At 69.6% G+C, this 14,593-nt stretch carries 14 protein-coding genes; 5 read left to right on the plus strand and 9 right to left on the minus strand.

Features of this window, described 5'->3' with window-relative positions:
• Positions 1-51 precede the first annotated feature (51 nt).
• From OX958_RS01645 to OX958_RS01660, 4 genes are read left to right on the plus strand one after another with little or no spacing between them, the layout of a single operon-like run.
• Positions 52-228 (plus strand): hypothetical protein, encoded by a 177-nt coding sequence (locus tag OX958_RS01645; protein WP_270135194.1) that lies wholly within the window; start codon positions 52-54, stop codon positions 226-228.
• A 16-nt stretch (positions 229-244) separates the two neighbouring features.
• Complete coding sequence (locus OX958_RS01650) at positions 245-901, plus strand: GNAT family N-acetyltransferase (RefSeq protein ID WP_270135195.1); 657 nt, start codon at positions 245-247, stop codon at positions 899-901.
• Positions 902-1,282 (plus strand): DUF2784 domain-containing protein, encoded by a 381-nt coding sequence (locus tag OX958_RS01655; RefSeq protein ID WP_270135197.1) that lies wholly within the window; start codon positions 902-904, stop codon positions 1,280-1,282.
• A gap of 30 nt (positions 1,283-1,312) precedes the next feature.
• Positions 1,313-1,978: a permease prefix domain 1-containing protein gene (locus OX958_RS01660; RefSeq protein ID WP_270135199.1), complete on the plus strand. Its 666-nt coding sequence runs from the start codon at positions 1,313-1,315 to the stop codon at positions 1,976-1,978.
• Here the strand turns inward: OX958_RS01660 and OX958_RS01665 are convergent.
• Complete coding sequence (locus tag OX958_RS01665; RefSeq protein ID WP_270135201.1) at positions 1,941-2,291, minus strand: PadR family transcriptional regulator; 351 nt, start codon at positions 2,289-2,291, stop codon at positions 1,941-1,943. The genes OX958_RS01660 and OX958_RS01665 overlap by 38 nt on opposite strands.
• Before the next feature lie 75 nt (positions 2,292-2,366).
• On the opposite strand from OX958_RS01665, the gene OX958_RS01670 reads away from it, so the two are divergent.
• On the plus strand, positions 2,367-4,502 hold the full coding sequence (locus OX958_RS01670; RefSeq protein WP_270135203.1) for an MMPL family transporter: 2,136 nt from the start codon (positions 2,367-2,369) through the stop codon (positions 4,500-4,502).
• On the opposite strand, the gene OX958_RS01675 is transcribed toward OX958_RS01670, so the two are convergent.
• From OX958_RS01675 to OX958_RS01710, 8 genes are all read right to left on the minus strand, one after another.
• The gene (locus tag OX958_RS01675; protein ID WP_270135204.1) at positions 4,492-5,619 is read right to left on the minus strand and encodes an N-acetylmuramoyl-L-alanine amidase; all 1,128 of its coding nucleotides are present in this window, start codon (positions 5,617-5,619) and stop codon (positions 4,492-4,494) included. The two genes, OX958_RS01670 and OX958_RS01675, sit on opposite strands and share 11 nt — an antisense overlap.
• Before the next feature lie 79 nt (positions 5,620-5,698).
• Complete coding sequence (gene trxA / locus OX958_RS01680; RefSeq protein WP_270135205.1) at positions 5,699-6,028, minus strand: thioredoxin; 330 nt, start codon at positions 6,026-6,028, stop codon at positions 5,699-5,701.
• Between the two features lie 62 nt (positions 6,029-6,090).
• Complete coding sequence (gene trxB / locus OX958_RS01685; protein ID WP_270135207.1) at positions 6,091-7,077, minus strand: thioredoxin-disulfide reductase; 987 nt, start codon at positions 7,075-7,077, stop codon at positions 6,091-6,093.
• Between the two features lie 121 nt (positions 7,078-7,198).
• On the minus strand, positions 7,199-7,960 hold the full coding sequence (locus OX958_RS01690) for an anti-sigma factor family protein (RefSeq protein ID WP_270135208.1): 762 nt from the start codon (positions 7,958-7,960) through the stop codon (positions 7,199-7,201).
• A 109-nt stretch (positions 7,961-8,069) separates the two neighbouring features.
• Positions 8,070-8,780 carry an RNA polymerase sigma factor SigM gene (gene sigM, locus OX958_RS01695; protein WP_270135209.1) on the minus strand — a complete coding sequence of 237 codons (711 nt, stop codon included), beginning with the start codon at positions 8,778-8,780 and terminating at the stop codon, positions 8,070-8,072.
• A complete protein-coding gene (locus OX958_RS01700; protein WP_270135210.1) occupies positions 8,777-10,450 on the minus strand; it encodes a protein kinase family protein in 1,674 nt (557 codons plus the stop codon). The genes sigM and OX958_RS01700 overlap by 4 nt, the downstream gene beginning before the upstream one ends.
• A gap of 159 nt (positions 10,451-10,609) precedes the next feature.
• The gene (gene murJ, locus OX958_RS01705) at positions 10,610-12,265 is read right to left on the minus strand and encodes a murein biosynthesis integral membrane protein MurJ (RefSeq protein WP_270135211.1); all 1,656 of its coding nucleotides are present in this window, start codon (positions 12,263-12,265) and stop codon (positions 10,610-10,612) included.
• Complete coding sequence (locus tag OX958_RS01710) at positions 12,258-14,588, minus strand: hypothetical protein (protein WP_270135212.1); 2,331 nt, start codon at positions 14,586-14,588, stop codon at positions 12,258-12,260. The genes murJ and OX958_RS01710 overlap by 8 nt, the downstream gene beginning before the upstream one ends.
• Positions 14,589-14,593 lie beyond the last annotated feature (5 nt).

Below are 14,593 nucleotides of genomic sequence, written 5' to 3' on the forward strand. Positions count from 1 at the left end.
ATGGCCACCGGCCCTGAGCACGACCTGGTGTGCCGTGGAAGGCAGGATGGGATGAGCGTGGGCAAGGCGTTCGGATTGATGCTCGGCGGACTACTCCTCGGCGTGCTCGCCGGGTTCGCGGGTGAGCTGTTCAGACGGCAGCCCGCGGCCAAGGTGCAGCAGCGCTACGTCGCCCCGGAGGCGGCCGAAACCCCTGGCGCCCGGACCCCGGCACCGGCAGCTCGGTAGACCAGCGGACGCCCTGATGGCCCGACGGCTGGAACCGCTCAAGCTCGACAACCTCGGCGAGCTACCGCTTCCCTGCCGTGCCTGTGTCTTCTGGGAGCTAGATCCGGTCGCCTCGCGGCAGGCGAACCGCACCGGCGACACCCAACTGGAGAAGGAAGCCTGGCTCTCCCAGTTGCTGCTCGACTGGGGCACCGCCGGAGTCGTCCTGTACGTCGACGACGTCCCGGCCGGCTTCGTGCTCTACGCGCCCGCGTCGTACCTGCCCCGGACCCAGGCCTTCCCCACGGCACCGGTGAGCCCGGACGCCGTCGTACTGGCCACTGGACGGGTTCTCCCGCGGTACCTCGGGATGGGGCTCGGCAAGGTCCTCGTCCAGGCGGTCGCCAAGGATGTGCTCAAGCGGGGCTTCCGGGCGGTCGAGGCGTTCGGGGACTCCCGCTGGGACGGGCCGGGCTGTGTCTGGCCCACCGACTTCCTGCAGGCGGTCGGCTTCGGCGTCGTACGGGAGCATCCTCGGCATCCGCGGCTGCGGCTCGACCTCCGCTCCACCGTCACCTGGCGGAGCGAGATGGAGGCCGCGGTCGAACGCCTGATGGGCGCCATCCGGCCCGAACCCGCCCGGCCGGTCCCGGCCGCGGTCCGCGACACCTCGACCCGCCGGACGGAGCTGTAGATGATCTACCGAGCCCTCGCCGACCTGGTGATGATCGCGCACGGAGCCTTCCTGATCTTCTTCGTGATCGGCGGCTTCCTGGCCTGGAAGTGGCGGCGGGTGATCTGGGCCCACCTGTTCGTCGCGGTCTGGAACCTGACGATCGTGATCCTCGACTTCGGCTGCCCGGTGACGGCCCTGGAGAAGCACTGGCGGCGGGAAGGCGGCGAGCAGGTCTACGAGGGCGGCTTCATCCAGCACTACGTCGACGGCACCGTCTACCCCGAGGGCTACACCTGGCTCGCCGAGCGGATCGGCTTCGCGTTGCTGGTGATCTCCTACCTCGGCCTGTACTTCGTCAGCCGGCGAACCAGGGGACGGTCAGTGGAGACCCGGACGTGATCTCACCGGTTCTTCCCCATACTTGATGACGTGTCCAGCCATCGAACCGTCCTGCCGGACCCGGTCGACGTCTACCTGACCGGGCTCAGCCGCGCGCTGCGGGGTCCACGCCGCCGCAAGGCGGATCTGCTCGCGGAGGCCCGGGACAGCCTGATCGACGCCACCGAGGCTTTCGAGGCCGGCGGATTGAGCCCACGGGTGGCGGCGGAACGAGCAGTCGAGGATTTCGGCGACCTGACGGAGGTCGTGCCGGGGTACCGGTCGGAACTGGCGATCGCGCAGGGACGGCGTACTGCGGTGCTGCTGGTGCTCGTGATGCTCGCTCAACCGATCGTCTGGCTGGAAGGCACCTGGAGCTGGACGCAGCACGCCGACTCGGGCGTCGCCGTCGTCACCGTGCTCAACGACCTGGTGCAAGCGGTGGGGATGATGTCCATCGCCGGCAGTGTCCTTGCCCTGATCGCGAGCGGTGTAGGCCTGCGCTTTCCGGCCGTTCGTGAGCGCGCTACCAGAGTGATCGCGCGGTTCGCGCTGACGAGCTGTGTGGCGGTGAGCGGCATCGCCGTGTTGCTGGCGACGGCCAGCTCGGCCACCGAGGGCACAGGCGCTCAAGCGTTGCTCGTGGTCGGCGCCTTCGTCGTCGTACCGCTCCTGCTGGTCAGCCGCTCAGCTCACCTCTGCCTGCGCCTGGCTTAGGGCGCAGTACGCCTTCGACGACGGCACGGAAGGCGTCCCACTCGGACTTGCTGGTGGCGAGCATCTTCTGCCCGGCTGAAGTCAGTTGGTACGTACGCCGCTTGCGGCCCCCCACGGTGCTCCACTCACTGGCCAGGTAGCCGGCCCTCTCCAGTCGCCTGAGCGCTGGGTAGAGCGTCCCCGTGGGTAGGTCCAGCGCGCCACCGCTGCGCTCCAGCAGAGCCTCCATGATCGCGTAGCCGTGCAGCGGCTCGGGCTCGACCACAGCCAGGATCATCGGGTCCAAGTGCCCCCGGAGCGCATCGGCCTTCATGTAGGCAGTCTACCCATGAGAGTGCTACCGTCGTGAGGCAACATGTAGAGACGCTACATGTAGAGAGGCGACGAGATGATGCACCGGGTGGTGGGGTGGGCGATGCGGCGGGCCGGGCTGGCCGTGGCGCTGTGGGTGGTGGCGCTGATCGCCGTGACCGCAGGATCGACGCTGGTGGGCGACGCCTACCGGAACGACAACTCCTTGCCGGGCACGGATTCGCAGCGGGTGGTCGACACCTTCCGCGATCACCAGCCGCAGGGTGCGACCGAGTCGATCCAGATCGTCCTGTTCGACGACAGCGGCCTGGTGGCCGCCAAAGGCAGGATCAACGCGATGCTGACCGAGGTCGGGGAGCTGCCGCAGGTGGCGGCCGTAGCCGATCCCTTCGCCGGAAAAGGCTCTTTGTCGACTGACGGCAGGACGGCGTACGCGACGGTGCAGCTGGACGTGGCGGCGCCGGACATGCCCGCCGAGGATGTCCGGACGATCATCGACAAGGCCCAGGGGATCGCGAAGGACGGGCTTCAGGTGGAGCTCGGTGGCGACCTGGTCCGCAGTGCGCAGGAGAGTGACGGCGGCGCTTCGGAAGGCGCTGGAATGCTTGCTGCGTTGGTGATCCTGGTCTTCCTCTTCGGATCACTGCTGGCTGCCAGCCTGCCGCTGCTCACTGCGGTGTTCGCGGTCGGTGGCACTCTTGGCCTGCTGGTGCTGGCCTCGCACCTGTTCACGATCCCCGACTACACGGCGCCGGTGATGATGCTGGTCGGGCTCGGAGTCGGCATCGACTATGCGCTGTTGATCTTCTCCCGGTACCGCAGCGAACTGCTCGAAGGAGCGGATCGCCACCAGGCGGCCCGAATCGCGCTCGACACCGCTGGACGGTCCGTCCTCTTCGCAGGCTGCACGGTCGTGATCGCGCTGCTCGGCCTGCTGGCGTTGGGACTTGGCTCCCTGCAAGGCCTCGCGCTCGGGGTGACGGTCACCGTCCTGATGACGATGCTCGCCGCGGTGAGTCTGCTGCCGGCGTTGCTCACCTTGTTCGGCGGGCGGATCGAGCGCAGCGTCCGCAAGCACGCGGCCAAGGCGCGTCGTCGCCCGGGCGACGGCTGGCGCAAGCTCGCGACGATGGTCCAGCGTCGTCCCTGGGCACCACTCGTGCTCGGAACCCTTGCCCTGGTTACGCTTTGCCTCCCAGCGCTGGACCTGCGGCTCGGCTTCGCCGATGCCGGCACGGACGACCCGGCCAAGACCAGCCGCAAGGCCTACGATCTGCTGGCGAGCGGCTTCGGGCCGGGCTTCAACGGTCCGCTGATCGTCGTCTCGGAGGGATCGCCGCAGGCAGCACAGGCGCTGAACGCCAAGCTGGCAACGGATCCCGGCATCGCGGCGGTGACACCTCCGCAACTGCTCGCCGACGGCAAGGTCGCGACCGTTCTGGTCTTCCCCAAGTCGGCGCCGCAGGACGCGGCGACGAGTGAGCTGGTGGAACGCTTGCGGAACGAGACGCTGCCGCAGTTGGCCGAGCAGACGAAGGCGACGTACCTGGTGGGTGGATCGACCGCTGCGGCCGACGACTTCGCCAGTGCGGTGAGCAAGCGGCTGCCGATCTTCGTCCTCGTCGTGGTCGGGCTCTCGGCCCTGCTGCTGATGGCGGTCTTCCGGTCGGTGCTGATCCCGCTCAAGGCCGCACTGCTCAACCTGCTCAGTATCGGCGCGTCCCTCGGCATCATCACGCTGGTCTTCCAGCAGGGCTGGTTCGGCGTACAGGAAGGCCCGATCGAGGCGTTCGTGCCGGTGATGATCTTCGCGATCGTCTTCGGCCTGTCGATGGACTACGAGGTGTTCCTGATCTCCCGGATCCACGAGGAGTGGCGGCGGACCGGTGACGCGCTCGGGGCCGTCCGTGAAGGGCTGGCCAACACCGGCAGCGTCATCACCGCCGCGGCCGCGATCATGATCGTCGTCTTCGGCGCCTTCCTGCTCAGTCCGGACCGGATGCTGAAGCAGTTCGGCCTCGGCCTGGCTGTCGCCGTACTGCTCGATGCACTGCTGATCCGCTGCGTGATCGTCCCGGCCGTACTGCGCCTGCTGGGCACCCGGGCCTGGTGGCTACCGGGTTGGCTCGACCGCGTGCTCCCGGCCGTCGCCCTCGAGCGAGAGGACGCGGCGGACGACGTACCGGGGGAGTTGGCGGAGGTCAGACGGTGAGCTGGCCGAAGCGCAGCATGCCGGTGGCGGCGTCCTGCTCCGGCGGCAGGTACACGCGCTGGATCGCGACCACGATGGCCTCGGCGATCACGTCGCGGAAGGCCGGATCGGCCAGCCGGGACGAGTCGTGCGGGTTCGTCACGTAGCCGATCTCCAGCCGGACCGCGGGCATCTTGGTCCGGCGCAGCAGATCCCAGGTCTTCTGGTGGGTGCGGCAGTTCAGCAGGTCGGTGCGCGCGACGATCTCGCGCTGCACCAGGCCGGCGAACTGCTCACCCACGCTGGAGGAGGCGCCGTGCAGGTCGGAGCCGTAGTAGTACGTCGCGATGCCCTGCGCCTCGGGGTTCATCGACCCGTCGGTGTGCAGCGAGACGCAGAGGTTCGCGTCGGTGTCGTTGGCGAAGGCGGCCCGAGCCAGCTCGTCCGGCCCCTGGTCGCGACCCCGCGAAAGATAAGCCCGTACGCCGGTCGCGCCCAGCCGGCCCTCGATCCGGGAAGCCAGGTCGTAGGCGACGTCGGACTCGCGCAGGCCGAAACCCTGCCAGCCGTGGTCGAAGCCGCCGTGACCCGGGTCGATCACCACTGTCTTGCCCGACAACCGCGGTCCGGCGGCGCGAACCGCCTCGGACGCACGCAGCGCGTCGGGCCGGCCACCGGTCGCCATCGGACGGATCCGGTGCAGGGCCTTGAAGGTCGAAGGGCCACAGGTGCCGTCGGCCGGCAGGCCCATGTTGCGCTGGAACTCGGTCACCGCGCGCTGGGTGTCCGGCCCGAAGATGCCGTCCACCCGCGCGACCGCGAAGCCCAGCTCCTGCAGCTTCGCCTGCAGCGCCTGGACGTCGTCACCGGTCAGCGGGTGCGAGACGACGAACGTCAGCAGCCGGTCACCCAGCCGCCAGCGCGCGTCGTCGATCGCCCGGTAGGTCTGCGGACCGACGATGCCGTCGATCATCAGCCCTCGTTGCTGCTGGAACCCCCGCACGGCACGAGCGGTCGCTTCGTCGTAGACGAAGTGATCGCCCAGTTCCAGCAGGCCGAGCCGCTGGAGCTTCCCGATGATCTCGGCCACGGCTTCGCCGCTGTCGCCGATCCGGTAGATGCCCTGGGAGGCTGCCATCAATGCTCCTTGCTGCCGTGCGGCGGAAGGCGGTCCCTCGCGGGACCGCCGGTAAAGCGTGTCTCGGCCGGTACCGAGCCTACTGAGTGAAGGCGGCCAGTTCCTTCAGCAGCGCAGCCTTGGGCTTCGCGCCGACGATGGACTTGGCGAGTTCGCCGTTCACGTAGACGTTGATGGTAGGGATAGAGATCACCCGGTAGTTGCTCGGGGTGACCGGGTTCTCGTCGACGTTCATCTTCAGGAACGTCAGCTTGTCGCCGTGGTCACCGGCCAGCTCCTCCAGGATCGGCGAGACCTGGCGGCACGGGCCGCACCACTCGGCCCAGAAGTCGACCAGTACGGGCTTGTCGCTCTTCAGCACGGTCTGCTCGAACTCGGCGTCCGTCACTGCGTTCATCTTGTCGCCCATGAGTATCTCCTTCTGAGTGCTGCTCGAGGTGGTGCCGGAAGTGGCGCGGGGGTGGTTCGGAGTCAGACGCCGACGGGCGTGGTGGCCTCGGCTGCCGCCGCGGTCGCCTCGAACTCCAGGGTGGCCAGGAAGCGCTCGGCGTCCAGGGCCGCGGCACAGCCGGTGCCGGCCGCGGTGATGGCCTGGCGGTAGGTGTGGTCGACCAGGTCGCCGGCGGCGAACACGCCGGGCAGGTTGGTCCGGGTGCTGTCGGGCTGGACCAGCACGTAGCCGTCCTCGTCGAGGTGCACCTGGCCCTTGACCAGCTCCGAGCGCGGGTCGTGACCGATCGCGATGAACAGGCCGGTGACCGCGATCTCGCGGGTCTCACCGGTGACGGTGTCACGCAGCACGATGCCGGACAGCTTCTCGTCGCCCAAGATCGCGGCCACCTCGGAGTTCCAGGCGAACTCGATCTTCTCGTTGGCGAAGGCGCGCTCGGCCATGATCTTGGAGGCGCGCAGCTCGCCGCGGCGGTGCACGAGGGTGACCTTGTCGGCGAACCGGGTCAGGAAGGTCGCCTCCTCGATCGCGGTGTCGCCACCGCCGATCACGGCGATCTCGTGCTGGCGGAAGAAGAAGCCGTCACAGGTCGCACACCAGGAGACGCCGTGACCGGACAGCCGGTCCTCGTGCTCCAGGCCGAGCTTGCGGTACCCCGAGCCCATCGCCAGGACGACGCTCTTGGCGCGGTGCACGGTGCCGCCGGAGTCGGTGACCGACTTGATCTCACCGGTCAGGTCGACGGCGGTGATGTCGTCGGCGATCAGCTCGGCGCCGAAGCGCTCCGCCTGGGTGCGCATCTCGTCCATCAGCGCCGGGCCCATGATGCCCGCGGAGAAGCCCGGGTAGTTCTCCACCTCGGTGGTGGTCATCAACGCGCCACCGGCGGTGACGGAGCCTTCGAAGACGAGCGGCGCCAGCTGGGCGCGGGCGGCGTAGACGGCGGCGGTGTAACCGGCCGGGCCGGAACCGATGATGATGACGTTGCGGACTTCTGCCTCGCTCATTCAGGCGTTCCTCGGGGTCGTCGAGACGGATGGTACGTCGTACTCAACGGAACTCGGAGCCCGACCATTCCCACGGTACCCATCGGGTGGATCAGGCACCCAATCGCCTCACCGAACGGGATCAGCGGTTACGCAAAGTCACCTTGGTCTCGGCGAACGGCGCGGCGGTGTCCCCGGAGCCGCTACACCCGGTCACCACGGTGATCAGGATGTCGCGCTGAGAGCTACCCTCCAGCCCGATCACCGTCGCCCGCTTGCCGTCGACCTTGGCCTGCTGGACCAGCCGCAGCTCGGGATTGGAGCGTTCGGCCGCGAACCTCTGGGCGCACTCGACCTCAGCCGGACCGGCCCGCAGCACCGGGCCGTTGGCGTTCTCCAGCCAGCGCTGCACGTTCGGCCCGACCTGGTCGGTGCTGAGCGTCGGAACCGAGTCCATCGGCACGGTCGGGTTGATCCCGGCGGCACCGTCGTTGCTGTGGTCCGCCGTGGCGATCACCACGCCGACGCCCACCGCGGCGACCACGATCACGCCGGCCGCGGCCAGGACGAGTTTCGGCAGGTGCCGGCGTGGCTCCTCCCGCAACTGCACCAGCGAGTGCACGCCGACCGTGGAGGCGCGGAGTACGGACTCGGAGACGATCACGGCGTCCAGGTGGTCGGCCACGTCGGTCGGCATCGGGATGTCCGCGCGACCCTCGTCGGCCAGGTCCTCGGTCAGTTGCAGCAGCGCGTCGTAGGTCTGCTGGCAGTCCGGGCAGGCCTTCACGTGCTCACGAGCGCGATGTGCCTCGGGAGCGGGGAGCAGGTTCTCGATCAGGTCGGCGATGGTGTCCGGGTCCAGATGCTCGAGATGTTCACTGGTCGGCAGACCGGATTCGGTCATCGGGAAATCGCCCCCTCACGGGAGGTGCGCAGAGTGGTCATCGGTGAAAAGCTCCGGTCGGCGAGCGTGGGGCCGCAGGATGGCGACTCTGCTACGACGGGGCCGGCGGTCATTCGGTTCCCCTTGATTCTGCCGCGGTTTTCACGGGCAGGTCGGAGCCGCCCCGAGTGGTCTGCCAGTGCCTCAGCAGCGGCAGCAGGCGGGCCCGTCCGCGGGCACAGCGGCTCTTCACCGTTCCGGGGGCGCAGCCGAGGATCGCCGCCGCCTCCTCGATCGAGTAGCCCTCCATGTCGACCAGAACGAGCGCGCTGCGCTGGTCGACGTTGATCTGCTTCAGGGCGTTCAGGACGTCGAGCCGGCGCTCGCGCACCTCGGCGGCGTCCTCCTCGACCGGCCCGGCCAGCTCGGCCGCGCGGTCCTCGTCCTCCGGCAGCGGATCGGCCTGCCGGACCTGCCGGCGGCGGATCCGGTCCAGACAGGCGTTGACCACGATCCGGTGCAGCCAGGTGGTCACCTTGGCGTCACCGCGGAACGAGTCGGCCCGGCGGAAGGCCGAGATGAAGGCCTCCTGCAGCGCGTCGGCCGCCTCCTCGGGCTCGCCGAGGGTGCGGATCGCCACGGCCCACATCCGGTCCCGGTGCCGCTTGACCAGGATGCCGAACGTGTCCGGGTTGCCCGAGACGTGCAGCCGGAGCAGCTCGTGATCGTCCATCGAGTCGTAGCCGGCGGGCGGCGCGACCAGGGAGCCGTCGGCCGGCGGTCCGATCCGGCTGAGGTCCGATCGGGGCGGTGGGGTGGGGCTCGAATCCAGGGAGGTCATTTCTGGACCGTGACCTCCGAGATCTCGCCGCGATAGCCGCTGCCTTCCTTCGGAAGGCTGGTCAGCCAGACCAGAACGTACCGGGTCTTGACCGGCGCGGTCGGCGTCAGGGCCGCCTGGGCACCTTGCTTCTCCAGCGAGGCGACGGCCTTCCAGCCGCTCACGTCGGGCGCCGAGACGGCCGGATCCGCCTTCGGGATCATCAGCGACAGGTCGGTGGGCTCGCCGACCAGATTGACCGTCACCTTGGAGACGTCGGTCAGTGCGCCGAGGTCGTAGACGATGCCGACGCCGTCCTTGGTGCCGCCGAGATCGGGGCGCCGCTTGTACGACATCGTCGTCCAGGTGGTGCTGGCCTTGCCGTCGTAGGTGTTCCCGACGTCCTCGGGGTGCTCCTCGCCGTTGCCCTGCGGCTCCGGGTCGAAGTCCTTGGCGCCGGCGATCTTCACCGGCGTACCGGACGCGGCGGGCGGCGGCGTGTTGGCGGGGGGCGGCGCACTCGTCTTGCCGTCGGTGCCCTGGTCCTTGTTGATCGCGCCCTTCACCAGGAACTGCGCCATCGCGACCACGGACAGCAGTGCCAGTACGGCGAGCAGGATCAGGATCCGGCCACCCCAGCTGCCGCGCTGCTTCGGCTCGTCGGACGGCGGTTTGCGCCGGCCGTTGCCGTTCTGCGGCGGGCTGGGCTGACGGCGTACCGGCTGGGTCTCGGCTGCGGTCGCGTACGACGGTTGCGGCGCGGCGTGGCCGTTGTTCTCGGCGTACGCGCTCTGCTGGTAGTGCGGGACCGGCGGATCGAGCGCAGGCGGAGGCTGGATCGCCGGCGCGATCTGGGTGGCGTCGTCGACGCTCCCGTTCTGCCGGGCGACCGCGACCGTCTCGTCCATCTGGCTCGGCGGCTCGTGCGAGCTGCCGATGACGCCGGACAGCGCGGCGGAGAGGCCGGCCGCACTGGTGATCGGGACCGAGTGGTGCCGCGGCGGGTCGCCGAGCAGCCGGTCCGAGATGTCGTCGAGTGAGCGCGGTACGCCGGCGCGCACCTGCCGCGGGCTCATCAGCCGGCCGTGTTCGACCGGAGCGGGCTGCAGACCCCACGCGGGCGCGGGGCCTGGCCAGCGGCCGGTCAGCGAGGCGTAGAGCAGCTCTCCGAGCGCGCGGACGTCCTCCTCCGGCGTGCCGGGGCCGGTGGAGCGCAGGGCGGCCTCGGTGGCGAGGCCGACGACCTTGATCGCTCCGGCGTCCGTCACGACCACAGTGGAGGGGCTGATCGAGCCGTGCGAGTGGCCGGTGCGGTGCAGGTTCTCCAGTGCCTCGGAGACCTCGCGAGCGAGCCAGCCGGCCTGCTGGCCGGTCAGTGGGCCGGCGCCGAGCATCCGCTCCAGCGGGCGGCCTCCCGCCCACTCTCGGACGCAGTACGTGACGCCTTCGTGCATGTCGCAGTCGAGCACTCGCAGGAACCGCGGGTCTGCCGCTGCCGCCGCGCGCCGAGCAGCGTCGAAGAGCAAATCGGTCCGTGGATCGCCGACTGGCAGGACGTCCACGACGACGGCTCGGCTGAGCACCTCGTCCACTGCTCGCCAGACCCGCGCACCGTCGATCTCCGCGAGCAACTCGGCGATCCGGTAGCGGCCGGCGAGCAGGGCACCAGGACTGACGGTCTGGTTCGACACGGTGTCTCTCGCCCTCCTCGATGCACTGGTCGTCCTGCGTCTCCGCTCCGGGCCCAGTGGGTTCGGGCCCGGCTGCGAGCGGTTGGCGGTCCGATCGCAGGCCCCATGCTAGTGCCCCGTTGACGGGACAAGTGGTGCACGAGCGCACAAGGGGGGCGATCAGGACCTGCGGCCCCGCCCCGGAAGCTTGGATGTGACCATGGCCACCACGTCGGTGACCTCGTGGATACGAAGTACCCGGGCCACCCCGACGTACACCGGGAGCATCACGATTCCGCCGACCGCGAGCTGCAGGATCGAGCCGAGCGGACCCGACCAGTCGGTGGCCGACTCGACCAGGGACAGTACCGCGCGGCCGAGACCGGCGCCGATCACGGCAGCGATCACCATCGCGAGCAGCGGCAGGCCGACGCCCGCGCCGTGTACCCGGGGCACCTTGCGGGCGAGCACCCGGCGCGACATCACCACCGCGACCAGATAGGAGACCGAGTAGGCGCCGCCGAGCACGACACCGGAGTACCGCAGGTGTTCCTCGTCGAGCAGCACCCGGACGCCGATGGTGGCGGCCGCGATGTTGGTGGCGGCGATCACGCACTGCAGGAAGAACGGGGTGCGGGTGTCCTCGAAGGCGTAGAAAGTGCGGAGCTGGAAGTACTGGATGGTGAACGGCACGATGCCCAGCGCCAGGGTCATCAACGTGTAGGCCATCAACCGCGTGTTGCCCGCGCCCGCGCCGTACCCGGCGATGACCGTGGTGATCGGATGCGCGAAGGCCACCATCGCGGCCGCCGACGGTACGACGATCGCCAGCGTCTGCCGGATCGACCGGGCCGAGAGCCGGGCCACTTCGGTGACGTCGCCCTCCGCGGCCAGCGAGGACATCTGTGGCAGAGCGGCCGTGGCCAGCGAGACAGTGACGATGCCGTGCGGCACCAGGATGATCAGCATGGCTGTGCTGTAGGCGACCAGACCGGCCTTGGAACCGGTCCCCTCGGACGCGCTACCCGCGATCGCGAGCTGCGTGACCACGACCAGGGTCACCTGGTTGACCGCGACGAACATCAGCGTCCACAGGCCCTGCTTGGCCGTCCTGCCGAGCCCGGTGCCCCGCAGCCCGAACTTTGGCGCGTAGGTGTGCCCGCTGGCCTTCAGGTAGGGCACCAGCACCAGCAACTGCACGGCGATGCCGACCGTGTGGCCGAGACCCAGCAGCAGCTCCTCGCCCTGGGTGAAGGTCGCCGGGGTGTCGCCGGTGCGGTAGACGAGCAGGAAGACCACGATCGACGCGCAGGCGACGATGTTGTTCGCGATCGGCGCCCACATCATCGGGCCGAACCGGCGGCGCGCGTTCAGCACCTGGCCGACCAGCACGAAGGCGCCGTAGAAGAAGATCTGCGGCAGGCAGAGCCGGACGAACATCAGCATCGCCGACCGCTCCGAGGCCCGGGACGGGTCCTGCAGCTCCTTCGGCAGGTAGAGCTCGGCGATCAGCGGCGACAACAGCACGCAGAGCACCGTGACCAGGGCCAGGATGATGAAGCCGAAGGTCAGCAGCCGGTTGGTGAAGTCGCGGCCGCCGTCGTCGTGGTTCTTGATCGCCCGCACCAGTTGCGGAACGAGCACGGTGTTGAAGATGCCGCCGGCCAGCAGGATGTAGAGGCTGTTCGGGATCGTGTTCGCGGCGGTGAAGATGTCGCCGCGCAGTGCGGTGCCGACGGCGGCGGCGAGCAGAGCGATCCGGACGAATCCGAGCAGGCGGGACAGCACAGTTCCGGCTGCCATCACCGCCGCGGAGCGCAGGGTGCGGTCAGCCATCCTTCGTTCCGACTCCTTCTTTCAGGCTCTCGCGATCGCTCACGTCGTGGTTCGACGTCGCTGGTGGCTCAGGAGTTGCCGGGCTGCCGGCCGAGTCGTCCGGCGCCGGGGCGAGGTCCTCGGGGGACAGCGGCGCCGGGTGCAGCGCGTCGCCCTCGGGCTTGGCCGGGTTGCGCCGCTCGGAGCGCACCCGCCGGTAGATCCGGACGATCGACGTACCGAACAGCAGCGCGACGGCGGCACCGACCAGGATCCAGCCGACACTGCCGTACTGCGCCGCCTGGATCACCAGCTGCTGCGATTCGCCGACCGGCCGCTTGTCCAGCGTGACCAGCTGGGCGGTGGCGTTGATGAGACCGTTCTGCTCGGCGCTGGCCTGCACCTGGAAGGTGCCCTTCTGGCCCGCCGGCAGGGTCAGGATGCGCTCGACGGAGATCCGCAGGTCGTTCCGGTTGCCGGTCGCGGTGACCTGGAGGCCGACCCTGATGCTCACGTCGAGCCCGTTCTCGACGGTCAACGGGAAGCTGCCCTTGCTGCCGGACAGGTTGACCTTGATGCCCTGCTGCTGGCCCTTCTTGGTGGTGTTGGTGACCAGGTGGACGAGCTTGAGCTGAGCCTCGACGGCGGCACGCTGGTAGGCGACGTACCGCTGGCCTTCCTCCGGGAACGCAGTCCACTCCGTGGAGGAGGCCCGCATCATCGCCTCGGACATCATGTTGCGGGTGTCGGAGCTGGTGGCCTGACTGAGCAGCTGGTCGTACGTCGCGGTGGCCGCCGTGAGCCCCTGGATCCCGTTCAGCTGGCTGTCGTCGAGCCCGCCGGCGGCCGGCGGCGAAGTGGGCAGCCTGGTGGTCACCTTCGGCTCGCCCGCGGTCACCCGGTCGATGCCGACCGGGGTGATCCAGGGACTGGCCATCGCGTCGAGTACGGCGGAGATGGGCGCGGTGTCGCCGGTCTCCCAGCCGCGAGGCGGGACGACCGCCACCGTGGCCTGACCGGTGCCGGTGCCGGCCAGCAAGGAGGTCTCGGCCGCGAACCGTTGCCGCAGCTGGAGCGGCTGCTTGGCGGTGGCGGGATCGGGCCCGCCCGCGAGCAGGGTGGAGTCTGCGATCACCGCGTTGACCTGCCCGGGTGACGGACTCTCCGGGGTCAGGATCCTGGCGAACGGGCCGGACTGCAGGTTCGGCCGCTCGGTGGCCGGCCAGGAGGAGCTCTGGACGATGTTGAGCTCGTCGCCGCGCAGGCCGGCGAACCCGAAGGCTCCGGCGCTCAGCGTCTTGGCGGTCAGTTCCCCACCGTCGAGCCACAGACCGGTCGGATTGCTCGGGGCCGGGAGGCGCAGGTCGAAGCCCGCGCTCCGGGTCCGCGCGACGGTGACGATCTGCTTCACCGGGGGACCCGCGGAGGCGAGGGTCGCGACGTCCGGATCGCCGTACGGGAGCAGGACGACGGGGTTGACCTTGCGGCTCTCGTCGAAGGCGCTCAGCCAGGCCTTGACCACCGAGCGGCCGGTCCCGGCCTTGCTCCGGCCTGGGCCGGCCTCGACCTGGTACGACTCGGAGTTCGCGATCACGCGGGCTTCGTCGATCATCGCCGGGTCGACCAGCCAGCTGACGACCCGCTTCCGGCCGAGCGTGAGCAGTCGCCCGAGATCACCGTTGGGGGCCATTGACTCGGCCAGTGACTCGTTCGCAAAGAGGCGGTTGGCCAGCAGGGTGGGGCGGTGCGTCAGCGGCACCACCAGGGCGGCGTTCACCTTGCGTGGCGGCGTCTTGGCGACCACCGGCATCAGGATCCGGCTCAACCCGGCGGTGGTACGGAAGGTCCTGGTCAGGTCACCGCGGAATCGCACTCCGACCGAGTAGACGCCGGGCTGGCTCGAGATCTTCCACTCGTTCCAGGGCACCACCAGCTTGAACGTGACCGAGGACTTGGGGGCCAGTGGAGCGTCGTACCGCTGGAGGGTGGTGCCCTCGGGATTGGTCAGCCCGACGCACTGGTTGCGGTCCTTCATCGGCACGTCGAGTTCGGTCGGAACGGCCGCGACCGCCGCCGCCGTCGCGAGTCGCTCACGGTGGATACAGGCGGTCGCCTGCGAGTTCTGGAAGGTGCTCTGGCTGGTGTTCGTGATCCGGCCGGTGATGGTGACGGCCTGACCGGGAACGGGCGCCAGCGGACTGAACGAGTCGATGGCGACATCCACCACCGGGTTGTCCTCCACCGGGGCCGCGACCGCCTGCGTCGAGGCCAGCCCAGCCGACGACGCGGCAATCAGCAGGCTCGCGCCCGCCGCCACGGGGAGCCTCAGTCGCCGTCTCAACACGCCGT

This window comes from Kribbella sp. CA-293567 (genome assembly GCF_027627575.1).
Classification (GTDB): Bacteria; Actinomycetota; Actinomycetes; order Propionibacteriales; family Kribbellaceae; genus Kribbella.

Coding starts and splice junctions, on each gene's coding strand:
- OX958_RS01650 (WP_270135195.1), top strand. CDS start 245: ATGGCCCGACGGCTGGAACCGCTCAAGCTCGACAACCTCGGCGAGCTA.
- OX958_RS01675 (WP_270135204.1), bottom strand. CDS start 5,619: ATGGCAGCCTCCCAGGGCATCTACCGGATCGGCGACAGCGGCGAAGCC.
- murJ (WP_270135211.1), bottom strand. CDS start 12,265: ATGGCTGACCGCACCCTGCGCTCCGCGGCGGTGATGGCAGCCGGAACT.
- sigM (WP_270135209.1), bottom strand. CDS start 8,780: ATGACCTCCCTGGATTCGAGCCCCACCCCACCGCCCCGATCGGACCTC.
- OX958_RS01655 (WP_270135197.1), top strand. CDS start 902: ATGATCTACCGAGCCCTCGCCGACCTGGTGATGATCGCGCACGGAGCC.
- OX958_RS01645 (WP_270135194.1), top strand. CDS start 52: ATGAGCGTGGGCAAGGCGTTCGGATTGATGCTCGGCGGACTACTCCTC.
- OX958_RS01670 (WP_270135203.1), top strand. CDS start 2,367: ATGATGCACCGGGTGGTGGGGTGGGCGATGCGGCGGGCCGGGCTGGCC.
- OX958_RS01690 (WP_270135208.1), bottom strand. CDS start 7,960: ATGACCGAATCCGGTCTGCCGACCAGTGAACATCTCGAGCATCTGGAC.
- trxB (WP_270135207.1), bottom strand. CDS start 7,077: ATGAGCGAGGCAGAAGTCCGCAACGTCATCATCATCGGTTCCGGCCCG.
- OX958_RS01665 (WP_270135201.1), bottom strand. CDS start 2,291: ATGAAGGCCGATGCGCTCCGGGGGCACTTGGACCCGATGATCCTGGCT.
- trxA (WP_270135205.1), bottom strand. CDS start 6,028: ATGGGCGACAAGATGAACGCAGTGACGGACGCCGAGTTCGAGCAGACC.